The organism is Nocardia sp. NPDC046763 (assembly GCF_040645495.1).
Lineage (GTDB): Bacteria > Actinomycetota > Actinomycetes > Mycobacteriales > Mycobacteriaceae > Nocardia.
Genome location: NZ_JBEYYI010000002.1, coordinates 1 through 23,810, shown reverse-complemented (window position 1 = coordinate 23,810; position 23,810 = coordinate 1). Strand labels below are relative to the sequence as shown.

The following is a 23,810-nucleotide window of genomic DNA, read 5'->3' as shown; positions in this document are numbered from 1 at the left end:
CGGCACCCTACGTTCCGTTCGACCCGAGATCGGGGACTCGCATTGGGTTCTCGGTCTCGTCGCGTGCGCCTCGCAGAGCCAGGCCGGTGATCACCAGCGTGGTGAGGGCGGCCGTCGCCGTGGCGATGATGATCAGCGACAGCACCGAGTGCGCGCAGGTCAGCATGACCGCGATCCCGATGCCGAGCCCGACCCAGGTGATAGCGGCCGGTGCCGTCCGGTCGGCGGCGATCGCCGACAGCAGGGCCGCCTGCAAGACCGCCAGCAGCGCGCCCTCGAGCGCGAACAACCACAGCAGTCCCTCGATCGGTGCGTAATCGCGGCCCGCGAACAACGAGGCCAGTGGTGCGGCGACCGCCGCCCCGAGGACGGTGACGGCCCCGATCCCCACCAGCACCGCCAGCGCCGACCGCACGGCGCGCACGGAGTGCTGCGGCTGCGCCATCTTCGGGTACAGCACCACGCCGACCGCCTGCGGCAGCCAGAACGCGATCTTCGTGGCAATGGCCCCCAGGGCGTAGCGCCCGGCGTCGTTCTCGTCCAGGATGATTCGCGACACCAGCAGGTCCGCCGCCGACAACGCGGTCAAGGCCGCTTGCACCTGCACCGCCCGGAACACCGCCGCCACGCCGAGCCCCCAGACCGCTGTGCGGCGCGGTGCGGCGGATTCGGAATCCGCTCCCGGGAACGGGGCTACGGTCGGAACTCCCTCGGCGACAGTGGGACTCGACCAGGTCGGTGAGTCAGCGGTGTTGCCATCGCTATCGTTCGCCAGGATCGCGTCGGCTTCGCGGCCGCGGTCCGTCAGCGCGCGATCGGCGATCCGGCGGGTCGCGAACGCCGCCAGGGTCGCACCGCCCGCGCCGGTCCACAGCGCGGGCGCCGAACCGAAACCGCAGGCCAGCACGATCAGGGCGGGCGTCACCCGGACGATCGCCGCCCCGCCCAGTACGGTGGCCAGCTCCCGGAACCGGCTGCGGCCCTGCAGGATTCCCTGCTCACCCGCGAGCAGCACCAAGGCCGGTGCGGAACAGAGCGCACCCGCGGACGCCGCCGAGCCGACCTTCAGCACCGCGCCGACCACCGGAACCAGCACCAGCGCCACCACCGCGACCAGGCCCGCGCAGCGCGCGGTCAACGCGCGCGCGGCGCTCACCGGCGCGCCCCGCACGACCTCCCGCGCGACCACGTTCTGCAACGCGAGCGCGGGGACGGCGCACAGCATCTGTACCGCCAGCAGGCTCGCGAACGAGCTGTACCCCGACACCCCCAGCCACCGGCTGGCCAGCAGCTGCAGCAGGTATCCGGCCACATTCGCGGTCATCGCCCCCGCCGTCACCAAGGTCAGGTCCTTGACCACGGGTAGGCGGCGTACAACTGACACGCCCGCAATGCTCCCATCCGTCTCGGCCGTCTCGGCCGCGCACCCCTGGCCTCGGTCGCGCCCCTGTGCCGCCCGCACCCATCCGCGCGGGATTCTCGGCAGCGCATCGGGCGGAAACGGAAGCGGCCCAGCACCTCACAGGTGCTGGGCCGCGGTGAACCGGGAGCCGCTAGGGCTTCTTGTTCATGTCGATCTGCTGGGTCGGGGCGTCGAAGTTGCCGGGACCGCCGGACGGGGCCGGGGCGACGCGGCGGACCGGGGTGCGCCCGTTGCCGTTCTTGCCGAGGAAGCCGAGCAGCAGGCCGACGATCAGGAACACCAGGGCGAGGACGCCGAGGATGATCGGCAGGATGCGGCCGTACAGCGACAGCTTGTCGATGTTGTCCTTGGCCACCGAGATCTGCGACTCGATGGTGTTCTCGTCGAACACCAGGGTCGACTTCAGGGCGGTCACCTCGGGCTTGTCGCCGCTGCGGGCGTAGAACAGGTGGATCTGCTCCTGGCCCTTGATGACGGTGCCGGTCTGCGGCTCGACCCACAGGTCCCGGACGTTGGTGTAGAAGCGTGCCATGGTGACGTCGCCGTCGCCCTCCACGCCCCACTTCTCGGCGGGCAGGGTCAGCTTGTTGGTCGGTGAGTTGGCGACGGTGGAGAGATCGGTGACCGGAACGGTCATCTGGAAGTGGTAGACCTTCAGATTGTTGATCTCGGTCTCTTCGACGTAGTTGATGTCGAAGGTCTTGCGCGCGTTCAGATCGAAGTACGGGTAGGTCTTCTTGTCCGTGCCGATCGGGAAGCGGTACTGGAGGCCGGTGTGCTGCACCGGGTCCATCACGCTTTCGCCCTTCTTGTCGACCGTCACGGCGATCGCACCGTTGGGGCCGCCGTCCACCGACTCCACCGGCTCACCGCTCTTGCGGTCCACGGTGACGCGGTCGATGGTCGCGGTCAGCAGGCCGGTGTCGCCCTGCTTGTCGGTGCGGCGCAGGGTCTGACCGGCCTGGATGGTCATTTCCGAAGCGTCCGACGGGTTTTCGACGGTGAGGAAGCGCTGCGAGACGAGCGGGACGTTCTGATCGACCTTCGCCGAGCCCGTTCCCGAGGTCAGCGACTTGGAGTCCAGCACCTCACTGGGAGCGCCGTTCTGCGGATTGGTCGCGACGGTCGTGATCTCCAGGTCCAGCGGGGTCTTCGCCAGCCGACTGACCGTATAGGTGGGGACCATGATCGCGGCGACGAGCAGCATCGCACCGAGCCCCACGAGTACGCAGGCCACCGTCCTTCTGGTACCGGCACTGAGTGCCATGCAGGTTCTCCTCGTCGTCGAACACGTGTTTCCTCCAGTACTGCGGTCGCCGCGCAGCACTCGTGAGCCCAGACACTAACAGTCCGAGCGGTCCCAGAGTGTGGCCGAGGCAGGAAAACTCCCCGAAATAGCCGCCCGCCGAAGTCTCGGGGAGGCGGCCGGACGCTCGGACGATCTGCGACAGGGCAGACTGGGGCGCGATGACGACCACCCTGAATCCCGAGACGAACCCGATTCCGGCCGAGCCGTCCGCGGCCCGTCTGGGTCGCTTCGTTCCGGCACTCGAGGGCATGCGCGCCCTGGCGGCGCTGGGGGTGGTGCTCACCCACGTGGCCTTCCAGACCGGCGCGACCGGGCAGCCGGTGCTGGGGCGGGTGTGGGAGCGATTCGACATGGCGGTCGCGGTGTTCTTCGCGCTGTCGGGATTCCTGCTGTGGCGCCCGCACGCCGCCGCAGCCCGGGGAGCGGGCCGCGCGCCGAGGGCCGGACGGTATCTACTGCATCGCGCGGCTCGCATCCTGCCCGCCTACTGGGTCGTCGTGTGCGTGGTGCTGATCCTGTTGCCCAATGCGGCGCACACCGCCGGGTTGCGGGTGTGGCTGTCGAATCTCGGTCTGCTGCAGGTGTTCGTACCCTTCACCCTGACCGACGGTCTCACCCAGATGTGGAGTCTCTCGGTGGAAGTTGCCTTCTACCTTGTGCTTCCGCTGCTGGCGTTCGCCCTGGTCTGGTTGCGCGGGCAACGCGCGCGGCTGCGGGTGCCGGTGGTGCTCGGCCTGGGATTGCTGTGCCTGGGCTGGAATTTCCTGCCGGTGCCCACACCCGAGGGCATTCACGCCGACAACTGGCTGCCGGGATATCTGCCGTGGTTCGCGGCGGGCATGCTGCTGGCCGAACTCGCCGACCTGCCCGCCCCGCGCTGGCGGCGGGTGGCCGGGAACCAGTGGCTGATGTGGCCGCTCGCGTTCGTGGCCATGCTGCTGGCGGCCACCGATCTGGCGGGTCCGGCCGGTCTCGTGCACGGCCGGCCGTGGCAGTACGTCATGAAGATGGCGCTCGGCGCGGTCGTCGGGTTCGCCCTGCTGGCCCCGTTGGTGCTGCGGCCCGACCGGCGGCACCGGGTGCTGGAGGGCCGGGTCGCCGCGACCCTCGGACGCTGGTCGTACGGCATCTTCATCTGGCATCTGGCCGTGCTGTCGATCATCTTCCCGGTGTTCGGCATCGTGCCGTTCCGCGGGCATTTCGTGGTGGTCTACCTGTTGACCGCGGCCTTCACACTGCCACTGGCGGCCGCCAGCTACGCCCTCGTCGAGGAACCCGTCCGGCAGTGGACGCGCCGCCGCTTCGGTTGAGCGGCAGCACGATTCAGCAGCGCGGCGGCACTTTGATTCAACGGCGTGGCGGCAGGGCCGCGATCCCCATCGCGATCACCGCGACCAACGCCGGGAACTGCACCCAGAGCGAACCTCCGGCATAGCCCCCCAGCGAACGCCAGGGCCCGGTCGACAGCGCGGCCGCGGAGATCGCGGTACCGCCGGCCGCGATCGCCACCAGCGCCCGCGGCAGCACGCGCGGCCGGAGATGGTCGGCCACCAGACCGAACAGGGTGATCACGAGGGCGACGGGTCCGGCGATGAGACCGGCCCCGGCGGCCAGTCCCAGCCCGGCGACGGTGCGGTTGCGCCAGGTGCGCGGTGGCGGCCCGTCGTCGCGGACAGGCGAGCGCGCACCCCGGAACGCCAGCACGATCAGCGGAATCAGCAACAGCAGGCCGCCGAAGATGGCCAGGCGGTACCAGCGATCGGTGGGGAATTCGACGGTGATCGGGCCCTTGGTTCCGGCTGGCACCAGCCACGCCTGCTGCCAGCCGTTGATCACCACGGGCTTCAGCGCGGCGCCGTCGGCGGACTTCGCCTGCCATCCGACATTCGTGCTCAGCGGCAGGACCAGAACCTGCGTGCCCGCGCTGCCGTTCGGATCGGCCACCGGGACGAGCGGCGGGGTGCGGTCCAGGCGCAGTTCGTCGATGGTGAACAGCTCGGTCGGCGCGACCGTGACATCCACACGGCCGGACGGGAAGTCGAATCCGGTGTCGGCGCCCGTCGCACTGTTCGCGCTGTCCCCGTCGGCCGCGCACACGGTGGCGGGCAGCGGTGCGCCGGAACGCAATTCGGCGGCGGTGCCGGTCACCGTGGTGTGCAGGGTGCGGCCCGCGGCGGCGATGGTGGGCCCGTGTGCGCAGTCGATGGTGAGGAGCCGGTCGGGATCGGCGGGGGCCGGGTAGCCGGGGCCCAGCACGTTCACCTCGGCCAGACCGGGCGGCTGCTCCTGCGCGAAACCCAGTGCGGTGCGGTCGAGTACACCGTCCCAGGTCTGGATGCTGACCTCGATGCGATCGGTGACGTAGGGGTGCAGGTCCACCCGGCTGGTCGTGCCGGAGTCCGGATTCACGGTCCGCACCTGCGGGCCGTCGCCGAGATTCACCGAGACGGAGGTGGGGTGCGCGGGCAGATCGCCGCGTGACGGCGTCACTTCCAGGCCGGTCACCAGGGCCGGGGTCGGAAGTTCGATGGTGAGTGTGGGTTTGGGGCCCGCCGGATTGCGGACGGTGGTCTCGGGCGTGGTCCAGCTGGTGCGCGGGTCCCCGTCGCTGGCCGCGAGGGCGGAGCCACGCGGGTCGCCGACATCGGCGCGGCCGCGGGCGATGGGCCGGTCCTGATCGGTGAGCAGGGCCTCCAGCGCCGGGCCGGGACGGGTGTGCACGATCAGGTCCGGGGACACGGTGACCGGCTGCGGCACCTGCAGGGTGCGTTCGAACAGGCCCGGCTCCTCGGCGGCCAGGGCCAGGCCCTTGCTGCACCGGACGCGGTCGGGGGAGTCGAAACAGGGGTTGCGGCCGGGGAATTCCTGTCCCAGGTCCCAGCCGCGCACCTGTGCGCCGGCGGGGGCGGGCGGAAGTACCGTGCGGTGCCGGATGTCCACGGTCACCGGGTTCTCGCGGTCGGCGTAGTCGTCCAGGCTCAGTTCGCTGATCCCGAATTGGCCACCGGCGCTGCCGTCCTCGGTGTGCACGGCGGTGATCTTGATCCAGTCGGTGCGGCCCGGCGGCAGCGAGATCGCCACCGGCGTACCGGGTTCGGTGATACGGGCCGCCACCGTGCCCTTGGCGGTCTCCACCTCCACCCACTTCACCGGGCTGCCGATAGCGGCCGCGCTGGTGGTCAGCCGCAGCACCGCGGAGCTGATCGGTTTGTCCAGGTCCAGCCGAAGCCATTGGCCGACAGCGTGTTCGGCGCCATTGCTGATCCACGCGGTGGCCGGATCGCCGTCCACCACGGCCGCGGTCGAGCTACCGGGCGCGGCCCCGCCCAGCTGGGTGGCGTCACCGGCGGAACTGGAGGCGGTGATGGTCGCGCCGGACCATTCGCCCTCCACGAGCTGGGCGCCGGGCACCGGATAGTCCGGCACCAGATTGTGGGTGCGGCGGGCGTCGCCCGGGGCCCGCAGCGCCGAGTTGTGATTGTCGACCCGCCCGAAGTCGGTCTCCCGGTCCATCGGTGTGTCGGTGATGGTGACCCCGTTCACCGGGAGTCCGGCGGTGGCGGCGTCGGCGGCCAGCATGGTCGGCCCAGCGGGCGCGGCGGGATTGCGGCGCAATCGTTCCACCACCTCGGGACCGCCCTGGATCACCGGGACGCTGTCCAGCGGGACGGTGAACGCCCCCGGGAACGACGTCGGCGCGCCGACGCCGCTGCGCACCTGGGCGGGGGTGCCGGGCACGGTCGCCCCGACGCGATAGATCTCGATCGCCGGGTATTCCGGGCGCAGATCGCCGTCCGCGACCAGGCCCTCCACCCTGCCGGTCTCGACCGGATTCCCGAACTGGACGACCTTCGTCAATCCGGGCGAGCCGTCGAGCGCGCGGTGGGCCAGCATCGGCCGGGTGGAGCGTGAGGTCTCCGGATCGAGGTCGTTGCGCAGCACCAGGATTCCGATGCCCTGCCCGGCCAGCGTCGCCGCCAGCCCCGCCGACGGCCGCCCGTCGGCAATGAGCCGCTGCACCGAATCCATGGCGCGGATCGCGCCGGGCGGGTTGAGCGGCACCGAATCCCGCACCGCCCACGGGGTGCTCGCCAGCGCCTGCAGGGGCTCGTCGCGGGTCAGACCCCATATCTGGCTGCCGAACGGCGCACCCGGCACCACCAGCGCCCGGGTGTCGGAGGCGTTGTGCGCCAGCCAATCCGCGGTCTGCTGCCAGTACGCCGGGACCCGGTCGTAGCTGCCGCGCGGGGCGAGCTTGCCGGTCCAGGCCAGCGAGGTCGACAGGGCCAGCGCCGTCAGGATGAGCGCGGCGACCGCCACCATGCGGTCGCGCTCGGGATGCGCGAAGGCCCTGCGCCACACCGGTATCGGCACCGATGCGGGCAGCGGCACCCGGCTCAGCAGATGCGCGAGCCCCAGCACCAGCGGCAGCCGGATGAGCGGTTCCAGCTTGTGCACATTGCGCAGCGGCGCGCCGCCGGAGTCCAGGAAGACCCGCACCTGCTCCGCGAACGGCCCGCCCAGCTCACCCGCGTAACCCGCGCAGATGCCGACCAATCCGACGATCAGGATCAGGGCGAGCCGCCCGCGATTCGGCATGGACCGCATGGCCAGACCGGCCATGCCCGCCGCGGCCAGCATGCCCGTGGCCAGCACCGCCGCGGGCTGGGTCACCAGCACCGCGCCCGCGATGCGCTCCGGGGAGACGAACGGGGTCCAGCTGTCGGTGCCGCGCAGCACCTCGCCCAGCGAGGCCCACTGCGTCGTCACGCCGGAGGATTCGATGTAGTCCAGGAACGGCGGACTCACCTTGCCCAGCAACAGCAGTGGCACCACCCACCAGAAGGTGCCCAGCACCAGCAGCGGAATCCAGGCGCGGGTGAAGCGCCACCACACTCGATTCGGCTTGTAGGACAACCACCACAGCGCCGCCGGGAGGAACGCCGCGGCCGTGGCCACCGCGTTCACCGAACCCATCAGCGCGAGCGCGAGGGCGCTGCCCGCGGGAGTCGCCATCCCACGCCGCGCGGGGCCCTTCATCGCCACGCCGAGGGCGGCGGGAGCCAGCAGCACCCAGGGCGCGAGCATCATCGGCAGCGTCTCCGAGGAGATCGAGCCGAGTGTCGTGAGCACACGCGGTGAGAGCGCGAACGCGACCGCCGCGATCACCCGCGAGCCCCGGCTGCCGATGCCGAGGGTCTCGCAGAGCCGGATGATGCCCCAGAATCCCGCGAGCAGCAGCAGCGCCCACCAGATGCGCTGGGTCACCCAGCCGGGCAGGCCGAGCAGATGCCCGAGCGAGAAGAACGCGCCGTGTGGAAAGAAGTAGCCGTAGGCCTGGTTCTGCACCTGCCCCATCGGGGCCTGGCTGCTCCACAGGTGGGAGGCGCGGGCGAGAAAGCCCAGCGGATTCTGCGCCAGATCGTATTTCGTATCGGCGACGGTCTGCCCGGGCACCTGCAGGAAGGTCAGCAGGAAGGCGGCGATGACACTGCCGAGCAGCCAGCGGCGGCCCAGCGGGGCAGTGTCGGCACAGTCCTGAAGCGTCGTCGGAGACCGGTCCTCGCCCGGACCGGTCACATCGGACTGTGAGTCTTCGGGTTGGCCTGGTTCGGAGGTCGTCCGGTCAGCGCGAGCCGTACTCAACGTTGTTCAATAGCGACGAGGACGCCTCGCCGCTGCGGTCGATTTCGGGCCGCTTGTCCTGCGAAGCCGCCATTGTGATGACCAGGACCGCCGCCAGCCCGACCAGGGCCCCACCGACAGCACTCGCTGCACCAGGAACGGCAAACTTCATCGCGGTACTCCCAACATCGGACGCATGCGTAACCGGGCCAACCTAGCAGGTTTCGCCCCTCGGGCTCCCCACAACCCCGAGCCTTCGGCGGGCATGTCGTCGTATGCGACGGTTACGACCGATTTCGTGACGGTCGGGGTAACTCGCCGGGGACCTCCAGAATGGGTTCGGCTCCCAACCGTCGGCACGCGTGCTCAACGCTTACGGCTCCCAGCCGTGCACAGAAGTCTCGGGGAGGCGGGTGAGCGCGCCCAGGAAAGTGCGGAGCTTGACGGTCGTTTCGTGCAGTTCGGTGCGTGGGTCCGAGGCGGCCACGATGCCGCCGCCGCCGAAGGCGCGCAGGGAGCGGGCGTCGGCGGCGAGTTCCGCGCAGCGGATGGCGACGAACCAGTCACCGTCGCCGGCCGCGTCGCACCAGCCGACCGCGCCGCCGTAGAAGCCGCGGTCGCCCTCGAGGTCGGCGATGGCGTCCAGGGCCAGGGCGGTCGGGGTGCCGCAGACCGCGGGGGTGGGGTGCAGCAGGACCGCGAGGTCCAGGGCGGTGGTGGCCGGATCGCGCAGGACGCCGCGAATGGGGGTGGCCAGGTGCCAGACCTCGGGCGTGGACAGCAGTTCGGGCCCTTCGGGGATGGTCAGCTCGGCGCAGACGGGTGTCAGCAGTTCGCGGATCCAGTCGATGACATAGGCGTGCTCGTCGCGATTCTTGGTGCTGGCCAGCAAATCCCGGGCTTGGGCCTCATCCGCCTCCGGATCGGCGAGCCGCGGCAGGGTGCCGGCCAGCGGGTGCAGGGTGACCGCGCGGCCGTGCCGGGAGATCAGCACCTCGGGCGTCGCGCCCAGCAACGTGTCGCCGGGGCGTCCCGCCGCCGACAGGTCGACGGCGTAGACGGCGGCGCGCGGATGCCGGGTCACCAGGTGCGCGGCGATCACCTCGGGCTCCAGCGGTGCCCGCGCCTCGGCCAGCAGCGACCGGGCCGCCACCACCTTGCGCAGCGGCTGCTCCGGATCGCCCAGCTGCTTCACGAGTTTCGTGACGCGCGCGACATGCTCTGCGGCACTGGGTATTTCGGCGACAACCCGTACCTCGGGCAGGTCCGGCAGGGCGGCCGGGCGCCACGGTCCGGCGGTGTGCGCGGCCTGCTCGGGCGTCACCAGGGCGGCGGGACGGCGTGGATCGAACGGCAGCGCGCCCACGATCAGCTCGGCTGCCCCGGACCGCAGCGCCGCGCCGGCGGCGTCCGCCGAATCGAAGGCGGCGCGGGTGCCAGAGGTGCGTACGACACCGTCCGGCGTCGCGAGCAGAAATCCGTCCATGATGGTTCGACCATAGACCCGAGGCCGGGCGGCCCGGGCCGGGGAGCGACTCATCTCTCACCAGGCCGCCGGGCGGGTGCGGGTATTCCGGTGCGGCCCAGCATCTTTCCCGCAATATCCAGCTCCGGCCCGGGGTGTGCGGACCCCGGCCGTCCGGGTTTCCCGGCGTCAGGCCCGTTTTTCGGCGGGTTCACGGCCCGGCGGCACCATGAGCACCGGGCGATGGCAGTGCTTGAGCACGGCGTCGGCGACGCTCGAATGCATGAGGGCCCGGATGCCGGTGGCCCCGCGGGTGCCCGCCACGATGATGTCGACGTTCAGCTCGTCGGCGGTCTCGACGATGGCGTTCCAGATGGTGGTGGTGCACTCGGCGGTGCGCGCCTCGGCGTTCAGGCCCGACAGCTTGGCCAGCCGCACGCCTTCGGCATTGATATTCCGGGCGTCCACCAGCGCGACGTCCTCTATTTCGTCGTCGGTCATCCACTCCGGCTGCATCACCCCGGACAGCCCCGACAACCGCGCGGCCTGGCGCACCATCGGCTCCCACGCCGTCAGCACCACGGCTCTGTTCGCGGCCAGGAACCGTCCCGCGTATTCGACGGCCCGCCGGGCATTCTCGGAGCCGTCGTAGGCAATGAGCATCAAATCGCAGGGCATGACGAACCTCCTGGTAGGAACGCCTGGCTGTACCCCCGAGGCTACTCCGGAAACAGACCGTTCAGTGGACTTGGCAATCCTCGTCGCGTCGCAAGTTCTCCACAGTTTGCGAACGATTCACCCAAACCGGTGGTGCGATGCGAGGGACGGGTTTTCACTGAAAACGTCGGCTCTCGCCGACGATCGACATCGCCGTCGTTGGAGCAGGGCCCGAACGAGGGGTGGATTGTGCGGTTGGACGAGCTGACGACCCCGCAGGAGTGGGCGCGTGTGTACCGCTCCCTGTTCGGTCTCCCCCACGTGCATGTGACAACACCAGGTTTCGTGGTCCTACCGCTGGTCGACACCATCGCGGCGCTGAACACCCCGGAACCCTTGGGGGCCTTGATCCTTGACGAAATGGTCCGTCGCGGTGTGGCCGGCCCGGTGCTGGTGCGCGACAAGCCGCCGCGCCGCACCTTCCTGGCGGTCTTCGACGGCTATCCTTCCGACGAGTGCCTCGAGGTGCTCGAGCGCAACAGCGTCGACATCGGCCCGCATCGCAGTAATGTCATCCTGCCCACCGGATTCGGCCGTCACACCCATGAGGGCCGCTGGTGGGCGCGCGTGCCGCAGCGCGAGGAATCCCTGCCCCTGCTCTCCGAGGTGGTCGCGGCCACCCAGGCGGTGTTGTGACCATAGAGTCGGCCTTCTTCGGCCACCATGAGGCCGATCCGCGCGCCCTGCTGTACTACGAATGGTGTCAGCGCACCGAATCCGGTTACGCGGTAGACGATTTCGCGGAGGAAGTGCGCGATCTCACGCATACCGAGCAGGCGATTCCGGGGGCCTGCTGGCGGCTGCTGGATCGGGTCGAGCGGGCGCCGCGACTGCCGGACTGGCCGTACACCGAGTGGGTGGATGCGCCGTGTCGTACGAATCAGGCTGACACCGAAGAGGATTCGGTTCCAGCGTTGGGGGAGCCGGAGCTGCTGGACCGCATCCACGGCGGCTGGCTCGGCCGTTGCGCCGGCTGCACGCTGGGCAAACCCCTGGAGAACGGCTTCGTCTGGACCCCCGCGCGCATCCGTGGGTATCTGGAGGAGAACGAGGCATATCCGTTGCGCGACTACGTCCCCGTCGCCGACCCGCTGCCGCCCGAGGCCAACGGCCGAAGTTCCTGGCGCACAGCCACTCTCGGCCGTATCGACGGCTGTCCCCGCGACGACGACGTCGACTACCCGATTCTCGGCCTGCACCTGCTGGAGCAGCGCGGGAGGTCGTTCACCCCCGACGACGTCGCGGCCCTGTGGCTCGAGCGCCTGCCGTTCCTGCAGACCTACACCGCCGAACGCGTCGCCTACCGCAACCTCATCGACGGTTTCGCCCCGCCCGACACCGCCACCTACCGCAACCCCTACCGCGAGTGGATCGGCGCGCTCATCCGCGCCGACATCCACGGCTACACCCACCCCGGGCAACCCCGCCGCGCGGCCGCCGCGGCGGCCCGCGACGCCTCGATCTCCCATGTGGGCAATGGTTTATGGGCTGCCATGTGGTCGGGTGCGCTGATCGCCGCCGCCTTCACCGCCCCCGGCCCCGCCGAAGCGCTGGCCGTCGCATACTCGGTCGTCCCTGCCCGATCCCGCCTGGCCCTGGCTCTGGCCGAGGTCACCGCCGACCACCGCAGCGGCATGTCCTGGGACCGGGCCGTGACCGCCATCCACACCCGCCACGCTCACTACAACTGGGTCCACGCCATCGGTAACGCCTGCCTCATCGCCGCCGGATTGCTCTGGGGCGAAGGCGATTTCACCCGCACCATCGCCCTCACGGTCCAGGCCGGCTGGGATACCGACTCCAACGGCGCGACCGCCGGCTCGGTGGCGGGCATCCTCACCGGAGCCGCCGCCATCCCCGCCCACTGGACCGCGCCGTTCCACGACTCCGTCCACAGCGCTGTCACCGGCTACGACAGAATCCGCATCTCCGACCTGGCCCGCCGGACGCTGAATCTGGTGAGCTGACACCGAATTGGGTCGTGGAGGTGGTCCCCGACAGCAGCGAGGGCGGTGCCCGGCCGGGCACCGTCCTCGATACAGAAACGGGGGTTGGGGGCAATGCCCCCATCCGCCAAGGGGTTCAGGGGCGTGGCCCCCGGTGAACTACCGCTCGACGATGGCTACGACGCCCTGGCCGCCCGCGGCGCAGATGGAGACCAGAGCGCGGCCGCCACCCTTCTCGGCCAGCTGCTTGGCGATCTGGGCGATGATGCGGCCGCCGGTCGCAGCGAACGGGTGGCCCGCGGCGAGCGAGGAGCCGTTCACGTTCAGCTTGGAACGGTCGATCGAACCGAGCGCGCCGTCCAGGCCCAGGCGCTCCTTGCAGTACTGGTCCGACTCCCACGCCTGCAGGGTGGCGAGCACCACGGAGGCGAAGGCCTCGTGGATCTCGTAGTAGTCGAAGTCCTGCAGGGTCAGGCCGTTGCGGGCCAGCATGCGCGGCACCGCGTAGGTGGGGGCCATGAGCAGGCCGTCGGGGCCGTGGATGTAGTCCACCGCGGCGACCTCGGAGTCCACCAGGTAGGCCAGCGGCGACAGGTTGCGTGAGGCCGCCCACTCCTCGGAGCCCAGCAGTACCGCGGACGCGCCGTCGGTGAGCGGGGTGGAATTGCCGGCGGTCATGGTGGCGTCGCCCAGCTTGGTGCCGAAGACCGGCTTCAGGGTGGCCAGCTTCTCGATGGTGGAGCCCGGGCGCAGGTTGTCGTCGCGGGTCAGGCCCAGGAACGGGGTGACGAGGTCGTCCATGAAGCCGCGGTCATAGGCGGCGGCCATGTTCTTGTGCGACAGGTAGGCCAGCTCGTCCTGCGCCTCGCGGGAGATGCCGAATTCCTTGGCGGTGATGGCGGCATGCTCGCCCATGGACAGGCCGGTGCGCGGCTCGGCGTTGCGCGGGATCTCGATGCCGACCATCGAGGGACGCAGCCGGCCGACGAGCTTCACGTAGTCGGAGTTCTTCTTGGCGCGGTTGGCGTCGAGCATCCACTCGCGCATGCCCTCGCTCACGCCGATCGGCGCGTCGGAGGTGGTGTCGGTGCCGCCGCCGACGCCGTTCTCGATGCGGCCCAGGGCGATGCCGTCGGCCACGGTGACAATGGACTGCAGGCCGGTGCCGCAGGCCAGCTGCAGGTCGTGGGCCGCGGTGTAGGGCGACAGGGTGGAACCGAGCACGCTCTCGCGGATCATGCCGTGCTCGCCGACGCGCTTGAGGACCGCGCCGCCGACGACCATGCCCAGGCGCTCGCCCTGCAGGCCGAATCGGGCGACCAGGCCGTTCAGGGCCGCGGTGAACATGTCCTGGTTGGAGGCGTGGGCGTACTTGCCGTCGGAACGAGCGAACGGGATGCGGTTACCGCCGAGGATGGCAACCGGGCGGGCCTGCTTGGTGGTCTTGGCCGCGGCCTTCGCCGAACGGGCTTTGGTGGTCACTCGAGTCTCCAGTGTCTCGTCGGTGGGATTTCCGGCACGCGCGATCGCGGTGGATGCGCGCCACTCGGTTTACATTAAACTTACTCTGGAGTAAGTTAATTGTCGACACCGTACCCCGCACATGTGCGCAACACCGCTCCCGAGGCCGGTGCGCAAGGCCCGAGCGGGCGAGGACCACCCACCCACACAAGAGAAGGTAGGAAACGTGGCTGCCAGCAAGAGCAAGGGCGCTCCCAACCTGTACGGATCGTTCGTTCACTCCGCGCCGGGCGCTTTCCTGGCCTCGAAACTGGGCCTGCCGCAGCCGGAGACGCTGCGTCGCTACCGGGCCGGCGAGGCCGCGCTGCCCGGCCCGGTGCTGCTGGGCGGCAAGGGCCGCGTCGCCGACGCCGTGCGGAACCTGCTCAGCGACTACACCTTCGTGGATGCGGTCACCCCGGGCGTGAAGTTCGGCGCGCTGGTGTTCGACGCCACCGGCATCCGCACCATCGAGGAGCTGCAGCAGCTGTTCGAGTTCTTCCAGCCCGCCATGCGCAGCATCGCCGCCTCCGGCCGCGTGCTGGTCATCGGCACCACCCCCGAGCTCACCGAATCGGTCGACGCCCAGATCGCGCAGCGGGCGCTGGAGGGCTTCACCCGCTCGGTCGGCAAGGAGCTGCTGCGCGGCGCCACCAGCAACCTGGTCTACCTGCACCCCGAAGCCGCCACGGCCGCAACGGGTCTGGAGTCCACCCTGCGCTTCGTGCTGTCCGGCAAGTCGGCGTTCGTCGACGGCCAGGTCTTCCGGGTCGGCAAGGACGACTCGACCGCCCCGGCCTCCTGGGACAAGCCCCTGGAGGGCAAGGTCGCCGTGGTCACCGGTGCCGCCCGCGGCATCGGCGCCACCATCGCCGAGGTCTTCGCCCGGGACGGCGCGACCGTGATCGTGGCCGACATCCCGGCCGCCGGCGAGGCGCTGTCGGAGACCGCCAACAAAGTCGGCGCCACCGCGCTCGCCCTCGACGTCACCGCCTCCGACGCCGCGGAGAAGCTGGCCGCCTTCGCCACCGAGCGCTTCGGCGGCATCGACATCGTCGTCCACAACGCCGGCATCACCCGCGACAAGCTGCTCGCCAATATGGACGAGGGCCGCTGGAACTCGGTCATCAACGTGAACCTGGCCGCGCCGCACCGCATCACCGAGGGCCTGGTGGCCGCGGGCGCGCTCCGCACGGGTGGCCGGGTCATCGACGTGTCCTCCATCGCGGGCATCGCCGGCAACCGCGGCCAGACCAACTACGGCGCCTCCAAGGCCGGTGTCATCGGCATGGTGAACGCCGAGGCCCCGAAGCTGGCCGAGCAGGGCATCACCATCAATGCGGTGGCCCCCGGTTTCATCGAGACCGCCATGACCGCCGCCATCCCGCTGGCCACCCGCGAGGGCGGTCGCCTGCTGTCCTCGCTGCTGCAGGGCGGTCAGACCGTGGACGTCGCCGAGACCATCGCCTACTTCGCCTCCCCGGCGTCGAACGCGGTGTCCGGCAATATCGTTCGCGTCTGCGGCCAGGCCCTGATCGGAGCATGATGACGCAGACCATCAACCTCACCGAGGTGCCCAAGAACAGTGGCCTGTTCGTCAAGGCCGCCCTGGGCGCGCTGCCGGTGCCGGGTCTGTCGGCCCGCAAGCCCGCCCTGCCGGACCGCAGTGTCCGGCTCGAGGGCTTCAAGGTCGACCCGGACCAGCTCGCCGCCTACTGCCGGGCCACCGGCCTGCGCTTCGGCGACGCGCTGCCGCTGACCTACCCGTTCGTGCTCAGCTTCCCGCTGGCCATGCAGCTGGTCGTCGCCCGCGACTTCCCGTTCGTGGCCGTGGGCGCGGTGCACGCGGAGAACGTCATCGAGCGCACCCGCGAGATCTCGGTGTCCGAGCCGCTGGACTTCGAGACCCACATCGAGAACCTGCGCGAGCACCCCAAGGGCCTGCTGGTGGACGCCGTCACCGAGGTCAGTGTGGGCCGGGAGCTGGTGTGGCGTCAGGTCACCACCTTCCTGCACCAGCAGCGCACCTCGCTGTCGGGCGGGCCCAAGCCTGAGCCCAAGCCGGACGAGGTGCCGCCCCCGCCGCTGCGCGCGCTGCGCGTCGATCAGAAGATGATCAACCGCTACGCGGGCGCCTCGGGCGACCACAACCCGATCCACACCTCGGCGCTGGGCGCCAAGGCCTTCGGGTTCCCGAAGCCGATCGCGCACGGCATGTGGTCGGCCGCCACGGTGCTCGGCGTGCTCGAGGGCCGGATCCCCGACCGGGTCACCTACGCGGTGAAGTTCGGCAAGCCGATCTTCCTGCCGTCCACGGTGAACCTGTACGCGAACCAGGTGTCCGGTGGGTGGGACTTGTCCTTGAAGCACCCGAAGAAGGGCTACCCGCACCTGACCGCTACGCTGCGCTGAAACCTCGTAGCGCGGGTTGCTTCGAAAACCCACGCTGCGAGGGAGTGTCGAGCCTGACACCCGAGGATTCGGCCGGACCGCCGTGCGGCGGTCCGCCCGACGGGGGTGAAGAGCCGCACACTGTTTCGTATTTAGGATGTCGCCACGCAGGGGTTTCTACATCCGGCCGAAACAGTGTGCGGCTCTTGTATTTCCGGAGCGGGTCAGGCGATGGCCGAGCGCATCGGCGCATTGCCGGCGTCCACCAGCAGCGCCAGCACATCACCGAGCCGGTCCGGAGTCAGCCCGGAATCGGGACCGGCCGCGATGTGGTGATCCGGCCGGACCAGCAGGGCCTCGCCCGCGGACAGCCCGGCATGCGTCGCGAAGTCGGCGGCGGGCAGGGCGTGCACCGCCAGGTCGATACCGGTGGTGCGCTGCGCGTGCGCGGCGGCCGGGCGCCACGGCCCGGCCGGACCCGCGACCAGCAGGGTGAAACCCGGGCCGCACAGGTCCAGGGTGGAGGTGGTCCACCAGCCGGCGTCGACGCACCAGTGCGGGAGACGGGTTCCCGTCCGACCCTTCAGAGTCGCGACATGCGGGGCTGCGCCGGGCACGGTGAGGACGGCTGTCGAGGCATAGCGGTAGCGGGTCATCACCGTCCCCATATCCAGCCTGCGGGCCAGATCGTCGGCATTGCCGGGGGCTTCGATGCCGTAGCGGGTCCGGAAGTCGGTGCCCAGACGTGACTGTTCGACCGCCACTTCGGCGCGCGGGCGGCGCTCGGCCGCATAGGAATCCAGCAGGGCCGGACCGGCGTTCCCGTGCAGGGTGGCCGCCAGTTTCCAGACCAGATTGTGCGCGTCGGCGACACCCGTATTGCCGCCGTAGCCGCCCCAGGGTGCGTGGCGGTGCGCGGCATCGCCGACCAGGAAGACCCGATCGCGGCGGTACTCGTCGGCCACGAAAGTGCCGGTGTCCCAGGCGCTGCGGGCCAGGATCCGCACATCGAGATCGGGTGCGCCGACCATGGCGCGAATGGCCCCGGCACAGCGAGCGTCCGGCCAGTCGGCGGGCGATTCGGTGGCCGGGTCGTATTCGATGTGGAAGGACCATTCGTCGGTGTTGTTCTTGGACAACACGAGTCCGCGCACCCTCGGGCCGGTGATCTCGCACTGGCTGAAGGCGCGGCCCTCGAGCAGGCCGGTGAGATCGGTGCGGGCGAACACATTCAGGTAGTGGTGGGTCGGCGGCAGCTCCCGGCCGGTGATTCCCAGTGCCCGGCGGATCGGACTCCCCGCACCGTCCGCCGCGATCAGATAGTCGGCCCGCAGCAGCGACCGCGCACCCGAGGCGTCCCGCAGCAGCGCGGTGACACCAGTCCCGTCCTGTTCGAATTCCACCAGCTCCGTACCGAATCGGAGGTCGCCGCCGCGCTCCCGGGCGGCCTGCGCGAGCACCGGTTCGAGCTGCACCTGCGGCAGGAACACGAACTGCGACGGACTCGGATCCGCGGCCGCCATCGCCGCGCCCAGCCCCGACAGATCCAGCGATTCCGCGGTCCGTACCGACTCGCCGGTCCACGCGCCGCCGAACCTCCCCGCCTTCAACGCGCTCGCAGCCGCCTCCAGGATCTTCGCCTCGACCCCGGCCTGCCGGTACATCTCACCGGTGCGGGTGTGCAGTCCCCGCGAACGCGGCAGCGGCGAGGCGGTCGCGCGCCGCTCCACCAGAACATAAGGGACGCCGTGGTATTCGAGGAACAATGCGGCGGACAACCCGACCAGGCCGCCGCCGACCACCAGAACCGGAACATGTGCCGTTGTCATGCCCCGAGCCTGGGCGCGACCGCTTGCACGCCCCTTGCACGGCGATCACACGACGCAGCAGGCGCGCTCGCGGCGGCCTCGGCTCAGGGCGTTCAGCAGCTGCAATCGCATCCGCAGCAGTCACAGTCGCAGCAGTCGCCGTCGCAGCAGTCGCAATCGCATCCGCCGCAATTGCAGTCGCAGCAGCCATGGCCGTCGCAGCAGCCGCCACCGCCACCCGCGGCGTGGTGATGGCCGCCGCCGCAGTTGCTACAGCAATCGCAGCAGTCGCAATCGCAATGATCGATCCACGGCTCCTTGCGATGCCCGCTGCACGGGCCGGTGTGCCACTTGAAACACGCGTACCCGGTGCAGTACTGGGTGCCGATGATCCCCAGCCCCTCGAGCAGGCTCGGCCGCTGCATCGGCGGTCCTCCCGGCCCGGGCGGCACCAGCCCCGGCTGCGGCGTGAACGGCGCCCCCGGCTGCGGCGTGAACGGCGCCCCCGGCTGCCACGGCGGCTGAAACTGCGGCTCCGAGCCGGGGTACTGCGGTCCGCCGGGCCCGGGGTAGTGCGGTCCGGGACCCGGCTGCCAGGGCTGCCCGCCGCGCGGTGACGCCCCGGCCGCCGCCGCGGAGTGCGTGCGACAGGTGTGGGTGGTGCAGGTGTGCGCGATGCCCGCGACCCGGCCGAGTTTGCGAACCACGCCTCCCAGCGGGTCGAGCAGGATCCAGCGGACCGTGGCGGCGCGGTCCAGAGCGACGCGGGCGAGGGCCGCGCGCAGGAGTGAATTCGATTCGGCGACAAGGGCGTGCGCCCGTTCCGGAGTGGTTCCGGTGGCCGACAGCGGGTTGAAGTGGCCCTGGGCATTGTCCGTGTCGAGGTCCTCCAGTGCGTCGGCCAGGTGTGCGATCCGGCCGAAATGCCATCCCGCCTCACGTAGCGCGTCGGCATTCTCGGGCCGGTTCGCGAGAATCGCGGTGTGCGCGAACAATTCCGCCGCGCAGAGCTGGGTCGGCGCGGTCAGCTCGTCGAGGGTGCTCTCGGGTGAATTCTCCAGCCGCAGCTGTGATTCGATCGCGGCGATCAGCGGTTCGACATCGAGGCCGAGGGGTTCGGCGGCGGCGCGCGCCCGGGCGTGCCACCGGGTGGAGACGCGGGTGAGCGGGCGGCGTGCCAGGCGGTGGGCATCGCCGTCGTCGACATGGTCGCGAATCTTGGCCCCGCCCAGCAGCAGTGCGGCGGTCGCGGCGAGGCGCACGCCGGGCGCGTCGGCGACGACCACCTCGGCCCGGCGCATGCCGCGCAACGGGCAGGGGCCCGCGCCGGTGCGGGCGGACGGCTCGGATTGCTGTGCCTCGGTGAGTATTTCGAGGACGATGGCATCGGTATTGGTCGCCGCGCGCGCGAGCTGGCCGTGGCCGTCACGCAAACCCAGGCAGAGACCGCACAAATGGGTCTGCCAGGCCGACGGGGAGATACCGTGGCGCGCCGCACTGTGCGCACACGGCTCGAGCAAGCCGAACAACGACGATCCCCATCCCCGGCCGAATCGGCCGTCCTGCAACACGATCGCAGCGAACTGTGGCAGGCGAGAGACGTGGCGGCAAGTCGGCCGGACGACGGACGGCCCGGGCGTCGGGTCAGACCGGTTCGGTCTTCTTCTTACTGCCGGACAGACCGCGCCAGGCCAGATCGTCGAGCAGGTTCACGGCCTCGGCCATATCGATCTGCCCGCTGGCGACCCGGTCGGCAATGGCCTCGCCCGCGCCGATCACGGCCACCGACACCACCTCGAAATTGGTGCCCGGTTCGGCGTATTTGGCGCTGGATTCGAGCAGCTTGGCGGTGAGTTCGATGACCCGGTCGCGGCTGTTGGCGATCTCGGAGGCGAAGGGCTGCTGGCCCAGCGCCTGCCGGTAGAGGACCTGCCAGGACAGCCGGTTCTGGTCCACGTAGGACAGGAAGGCCTCGAGGCCCGCGCGCAGCTGCTCGTGCGGGGTGAGCTTGGGATTGCCCGCGACCGCGACCGCCTCGATGAACCGCATGCTCTCGCGGTGGATGCAGGCGCGGAAGAGCTCGTCCTTGGACCCGTAGTAGAGGTACAGCATCGGCTTGGAGATCTTCGCCTCGGCGGCGATGGCGTCCATGGAGGTGTCGTGGTACCCCTTGCGCGAGAAGACCTCCACGGCGGCGTCGAGCATCTGCTGCTCGCGCACCGCGCGAGGAAGCCGTTTCGTTCCGCCTGCCATTCACTCTCCTAAAACCGGACAGTCGACGCTCTCGACGAGCGTCGAAGTCCTTATCTTACTCCATGGTAAGTTCCGCGAGCGTGAATTGCCGGTCATTCGCCAATGCCGCGCTCAGCAGCGCTTTCGCGCCGCGGCGAGCCGATCCGCGAGATGTGCTCGAAACCGGAAGTTTGCTCAGCAGTGCGGCGCGGAGCCCTTGAACTTTGCCATGCGCAGTACCGAGGCATCCACCTGGGCTCCCGGTAGGCGGCCGCCGTTGACCGCGTCGACGAGCCGGTCGAGCACCTTCGGCACCGCGTCCGTGGTGATCCACAGCGCATTGTCGGCGCCCGCGATCAGGGCGGCCTCCACCGCGTCCTCGATGCTCATGCGGTTGGTGATGGCCGCCATGCCGCCCAGATCGTCGGTGAAGATGACGCCGTCGAAGGGTGCTGCGCCGTAGCCGGTGCCCTGCCGCAGCAGTGCCATGGCCTGCGGGCTGATGCTGGCCGGCACATTCGGGGTGGTGAGCCCGGGCACATCCAGGTGGCCGACCATGACCGCCGCGCCCGAATCCACCAGATTCCGGAACGGCACCAGGTCCTTGTTCTGCAGCTGATCCAGCGGCGGGGTCTGCACCGCGCCGGTGTGCGAGTCGCCCGAGCCCGAACCATGGCCCGGGAAGTGCTTCATGACGCTGCCCACGCCGGCGTCCTTGAAGGCCCGGATGAACGCGCCCGCGTACTGCACGACCACGTCCGGGTCGTCGGAGAAGGAGCGATCGCCGATCACCGAGTCGTCGGGCTGGCTGCTGACATCGGTGTCGGGCGCGAAGTCCACGGTCACGCCCAGCGCCTTCAGCTTCTGCGCCCGGTCCAGGCTGAAGGTGTAGAACTCGTCCGGGCTCATGGTCTGCGCGATCACCCGGGCCGAGGGCGCGGCCCCGATCAGGTCCTTGGCGCGCGAGACTCGCCCGCCCTCCTCGTCGATGGTCACCATGAGCGGTGTCCGCGAGGCCTTCTGGACGGCGTCCACCTGGTGCTGGGCCAGCATGGCCTTGTCGGTCCAGCTGCCGATGAAGATGCCGCCGATCTGCTCGGTCTTCACCACGTTCTCGGCGTCGGCCTCACCGGTGACGCCGACGGTGAGCAGCTGCGCCAGCTTCTGCCGCAGGGTGAACTGCGACAGGTAGCCGGCCGCGCAATCCTGCTGCGCCGGAGCCGTGATCGGCGGTGCGGTGGTGGTGCTGCTGCTGCTCGGGGATCCGCTGCTGGTCTGCGCGGATTGGGTGGACGAGTTGTCGCCGCTGGAACAGCCGGACAGCACGAGTGCGGTCACCGCGATGACGATCCCCGGTACAAGGCGCATGCCCCGACCGTAGCCGGAGACCTTCGATCTCCCGCCATCGACACCGGGTGTGCCACCGCGCGTGGCGTATTCACCCCTGCGGTAGCTCATGGTGACCGCCGAAGGCCTGGCGCATGGCAGAAAGCACCTTGTCGGCGTAGAGCCCCTCGCCGCGGGAGGAAAAGCGCTGGAAGAGGGCCGCGGACAGGACGGGGGCGGGCACGCCCTCGTCGATGGCGGCATCGAGGGTCCAGCGACCCTCGCCCGAATCGGAGACGCGGCCGCCGAAGGAATCGAGGTTCGGGTCGGCGTAGAGCTCGGCGGCGGTGAGGTCGAGCAGCCAGGAGGCGACCACCGAGCCGCGTCGCCACACCTCGGTGACCTCGGGCACGTCGATGTCGTAGCGGTAATACTCGGGATGCTCGAGCGGGGTGACCTCCGCGGAGTGCTCGCCGTCCTGGTGCTCGCCGACATCGGCCCGGTGCAGGATATTGAGGCCCTCCGCGTAAGCGGCCATCGCGCCGTACTCGATCCCGTTGTGCACCATCTTCACGAAGTGGCCCGCCCCCGCGGGGCCGCAGTGCAGGTAGCCCTGTTCGGCGGTGGAGGGCGTACCGGTGCGGCCGGGGGTGCGCGGCGCGGCGTCCACGCCGGGCGCGATCGACCTCAGCAGCGGGTCCAGGTGTGCGACGGTGTCGTTCTCGCCGCCGATCATCAGGCAGAAGCCGCGTTCGAGCCCGAACACGCCGCCCGAGGTGCCGATGTCCACATAGTGGATGCCCTTGGGCCGCAGGGCCTTCGCCCGGGCGATGTCCTCGTGGTAGCGGCTGTTGCCGCCGTCGATGATGATGTCGCCGGGTTCCAGCAGCCCGGCCAGTGTGTCGATGACCGCGCCGGTGGCGCCCGCCGGGATCATGACCCACACCACGCGCGGGGCGGTGAGCATGGCCACGAACTTGGGGAGTTCGGTGCTGCCCTGGAAACTGTCGCCGAGTTCGGCGGAGAGTTCCTCGATGTGCTCCGGGTGCCGTTCGTAGCCGACAGCGGTATGCCCGTCCCGCACGATCCGGCGCACGATATTCGCGCCCATCCGGCCCAGTCCGATCATTCCGAGCTCCATGAGTGGTCTCCTCGCGTCGTACGGTTCCGATCCGTCTCGATTGTCCCAGCGGTGGGCCGCGAAATTTTTTCCATTCGGGCGGAACGGGTGTGTAACGCCCTGGAATGGGGTGTCGATACAAGGGATGGCTCCGTGCTGTTGCCAGACCCCCGACCCGGCAACCGCACGGAGCTCTCTTTTTGTCCCCCGGTTATCGTTGCAGAAGATTTGCTGACGGCTGGGCGGAATAGTCATGCGTGGCAGATTCTTGGCAGTCACCACCTTCTGAACTTGAAAGATGCCCGCTGCGCTGGGATCGCCGCCGGTGTGCTGATAGCCGTGGCGGGGATCGGATACCTCGTCGACCGGTCACTCTCATCCGGGCATGCCCCGCGTGGACCGGGACGCCACCCGGGCGTGCATCGGCAAGCGGCCGTGCCGCCGTGCCCGGGAAGTTCGGGGCAACCGTTTCGGCATCCATTGCGGATAGCGTTCTGAGGCAATCATCTTTCAGTACGACAGACGGGTACTCCCATGGACTGGCTGGCTCACTTCATCCTCGGCTTCATCAGCACCCTCTCTGCCTCAGCCTCGGGTGAGCACTGGTAAGCCGCCTGCGAACAAACGCCGAAAGCGATGCGGCCCGGAGAATTCCGGGCCGCATCGCTTGGTACTGAGGGTTCGGGGCGGAGCCCCCGGGACCCTGCGTCAGAAGGCCGCTTCGTCCAGCTCCATGATGTCGTTGTCCAGGTTGGACAGGACGGTGCGGACCGAGGTCAGCTCCGGCAGCACGTTGCGGGCGAAGAACTGCGCGGTGGCGATCTTGCCCTGGTAGAACGGCTCGTTGGAGCCATTGTCGAGGGCGTTGATGGCGATCTCGGCCTGGGCCAGCAGCAGCCAGCCGATGATCAGATCGCCGACGGCCAGCAGGAAGCGGACCGAGCCCAG

Annotated in this window: 18 protein-coding genes; 5 read left to right on the top strand and 13 right to left on the bottom strand. The window is 70.0% G+C overall.

Going from position 1 to position 23,810, the window contains the following annotated elements; all coding sequences use genetic code 11:
• Positions 1 to 7: 7 nt before the first annotated feature.
• Entirely contained in the window at positions 8 to 1,384 is a 1,377-nt protein-coding gene (locus tag ABZ909_RS02965; RefSeq protein ID WP_356995937.1) for a polysaccharide biosynthesis protein, read from the bottom strand.
• A gap of 169 nt (positions 1,385 to 1,553) precedes the next feature.
• Positions 1,554 to 2,690, bottom strand: a complete 1,137-nt coding sequence (locus ABZ909_RS02960) for a DUF3068 domain-containing protein (RefSeq protein ID WP_356995936.1) — start codon at positions 2,688 to 2,690, stop codon at positions 1,554 to 1,556.
• A gap of 200 nt (positions 2,691 to 2,890) precedes the next feature.
• On the opposite strand from ABZ909_RS02960, the gene ABZ909_RS02955 reads away from it, so the two are divergent.
• Positions 2,891 to 4,042: an acyltransferase gene (locus ABZ909_RS02955; protein ID WP_356995935.1), complete on the top strand. Its 1,152-nt coding sequence runs from the start codon at positions 2,891 to 2,893 to the stop codon at positions 4,040 to 4,042.
• Positions 4,043 to 4,079: 37 nt separating this feature from the next.
• Here the strand turns inward: ABZ909_RS02955 and ABZ909_RS02950 are convergent, their stop codons facing one another.
• The 4 genes from ABZ909_RS02950 to ABZ909_RS02935 form a co-directional block, all read right to left on the bottom strand.
• The gene (locus ABZ909_RS02950; protein WP_356995934.1) at positions 4,080 to 8,312 is read right to left on the bottom strand and encodes an alpha-(1->3)-arabinofuranosyltransferase; all 4,233 of its coding nucleotides are present in this window, start codon (positions 8,310 to 8,312) and stop codon (positions 4,080 to 4,082) included.
• 46 nt (positions 8,313 to 8,358) lie between these two features.
• Entirely contained in the window at positions 8,359 to 8,529 is a 171-nt protein-coding gene (locus ABZ909_RS02945; protein WP_154789197.1) for a DUF2613 domain-containing protein, read from the bottom strand.
• Between the two features lie 201 nt (positions 8,530 to 8,730).
• Positions 8,731 to 9,843 (bottom strand): isochorismate synthase, encoded by a 1,113-nt coding sequence (locus tag ABZ909_RS02940; RefSeq protein ID WP_356995933.1) that lies wholly within the window; start codon positions 9,841 to 9,843, stop codon positions 8,731 to 8,733.
• Positions 9,844 to 10,011: 168 nt separating this feature from the next.
• Positions 10,012 to 10,500 carry a universal stress protein gene (locus ABZ909_RS02935; protein WP_356995932.1) on the bottom strand — a complete coding sequence of 163 codons (489 nt, stop codon included), beginning with the start codon at positions 10,498 to 10,500 and terminating at the stop codon, positions 10,012 to 10,014.
• Positions 10,501 to 10,734: 234 nt separating this feature from the next.
• Here ABZ909_RS02935 and ABZ909_RS02930 point away from each other — a divergent pair, with 234 nt between their 5' ends.
• Complete coding sequence (locus ABZ909_RS02930) at positions 10,735 to 11,175, top strand: hypothetical protein (protein WP_356995931.1); 441 nt, start codon at positions 10,735 to 10,737, stop codon at positions 11,173 to 11,175.
• On the top strand, positions 11,172 to 12,506 hold the full coding sequence (locus tag ABZ909_RS02925; RefSeq protein ID WP_356995930.1) for an ADP-ribosylglycohydrolase family protein: 1,335 nt from the start codon (positions 11,172 to 11,174) through the stop codon (positions 12,504 to 12,506). Before ABZ909_RS02930 ends, ABZ909_RS02925 begins: the two co-directional genes overlap by 4 nt.
• 138 nt (positions 12,507 to 12,644) lie before the next feature.
• Here the strand turns inward: ABZ909_RS02925 and ABZ909_RS02920 are convergent, their stop codons facing one another.
• Entirely contained in the window at positions 12,645 to 13,967 is a 1,323-nt protein-coding gene (locus tag ABZ909_RS02920; RefSeq protein WP_356995929.1) for an acetyl-CoA C-acetyltransferase, read from the bottom strand.
• Positions 13,968 to 14,172: 205 nt separating this feature from the next.
• Here ABZ909_RS02920 and ABZ909_RS02915 point away from each other — a divergent pair, with 205 nt between their 5' ends.
• Positions 14,173 to 15,531 carry a 3-oxoacyl-ACP reductase gene (locus tag ABZ909_RS02915; protein WP_356995928.1) on the top strand — a complete coding sequence of 453 codons (1,359 nt, stop codon included), beginning with the start codon at positions 14,173 to 14,175 and terminating at the stop codon, positions 15,529 to 15,531.
• A complete protein-coding gene (locus tag ABZ909_RS02910; RefSeq protein ID WP_356995927.1) occupies positions 15,528 to 16,397 on the top strand; it encodes a MaoC/PaaZ C-terminal domain-containing protein in 870 nt (289 codons plus the stop codon). The genes ABZ909_RS02915 and ABZ909_RS02910 overlap by 4 nt, the downstream gene beginning before the upstream one ends.
• 203 nt (positions 16,398 to 16,600) lie before the next feature.
• On the opposite strand, the gene ABZ909_RS02905 is transcribed toward ABZ909_RS02910, so the two are convergent.
• The 6 genes from ABZ909_RS02905 to ABZ909_RS02880 form a co-directional block, all read right to left on the bottom strand.
• Entirely contained in the window at positions 16,601 to 18,205 is a 1,605-nt protein-coding gene (locus tag ABZ909_RS02905; protein ID WP_356995926.1) for an FAD-dependent monooxygenase, read from the bottom strand.
• Positions 18,206 to 18,297: 92 nt separating this feature from the next.
• Positions 18,298 to 19,713, bottom strand: a complete 1,416-nt coding sequence (locus tag ABZ909_RS02900) for a DUF5685 family protein (RefSeq protein ID WP_356995925.1) — start codon at positions 19,711 to 19,713, stop codon at positions 18,298 to 18,300.
• Positions 19,714 to 19,828: 115 nt separating this feature from the next.
• The gene (locus ABZ909_RS02895) at positions 19,829 to 20,437 is read right to left on the bottom strand and encodes a TetR/AcrR family transcriptional regulator (protein WP_356995924.1); all 609 of its coding nucleotides are present in this window, start codon (positions 20,435 to 20,437) and stop codon (positions 19,829 to 19,831) included.
• A 174-nt stretch (positions 20,438 to 20,611) separates the two neighbouring features.
• Positions 20,612 to 21,784 carry a glycoside hydrolase family 3 N-terminal domain-containing protein gene (locus ABZ909_RS02890; RefSeq protein WP_356995923.1) on the bottom strand — a complete coding sequence of 391 codons (1,173 nt, stop codon included), beginning with the start codon at positions 21,782 to 21,784 and terminating at the stop codon, positions 20,612 to 20,614.
• 70 nt (positions 21,785 to 21,854) lie between these two features.
• The gene (gene gnd, locus ABZ909_RS02885; protein ID WP_356995922.1) at positions 21,855 to 22,883 is read right to left on the bottom strand and encodes a phosphogluconate dehydrogenase (NAD(+)-dependent, decarboxylating); all 1,029 of its coding nucleotides are present in this window, start codon (positions 22,881 to 22,883) and stop codon (positions 21,855 to 21,857) included.
• 687 nt (positions 22,884 to 23,570) lie between these two features.
• The coding region (locus ABZ909_RS02880) for an acyl-CoA dehydrogenase C-terminal domain-containing protein (protein WP_356995921.1) at positions 23,571 to 23,810 on the bottom strand (240 nt) is incomplete at its 5' end.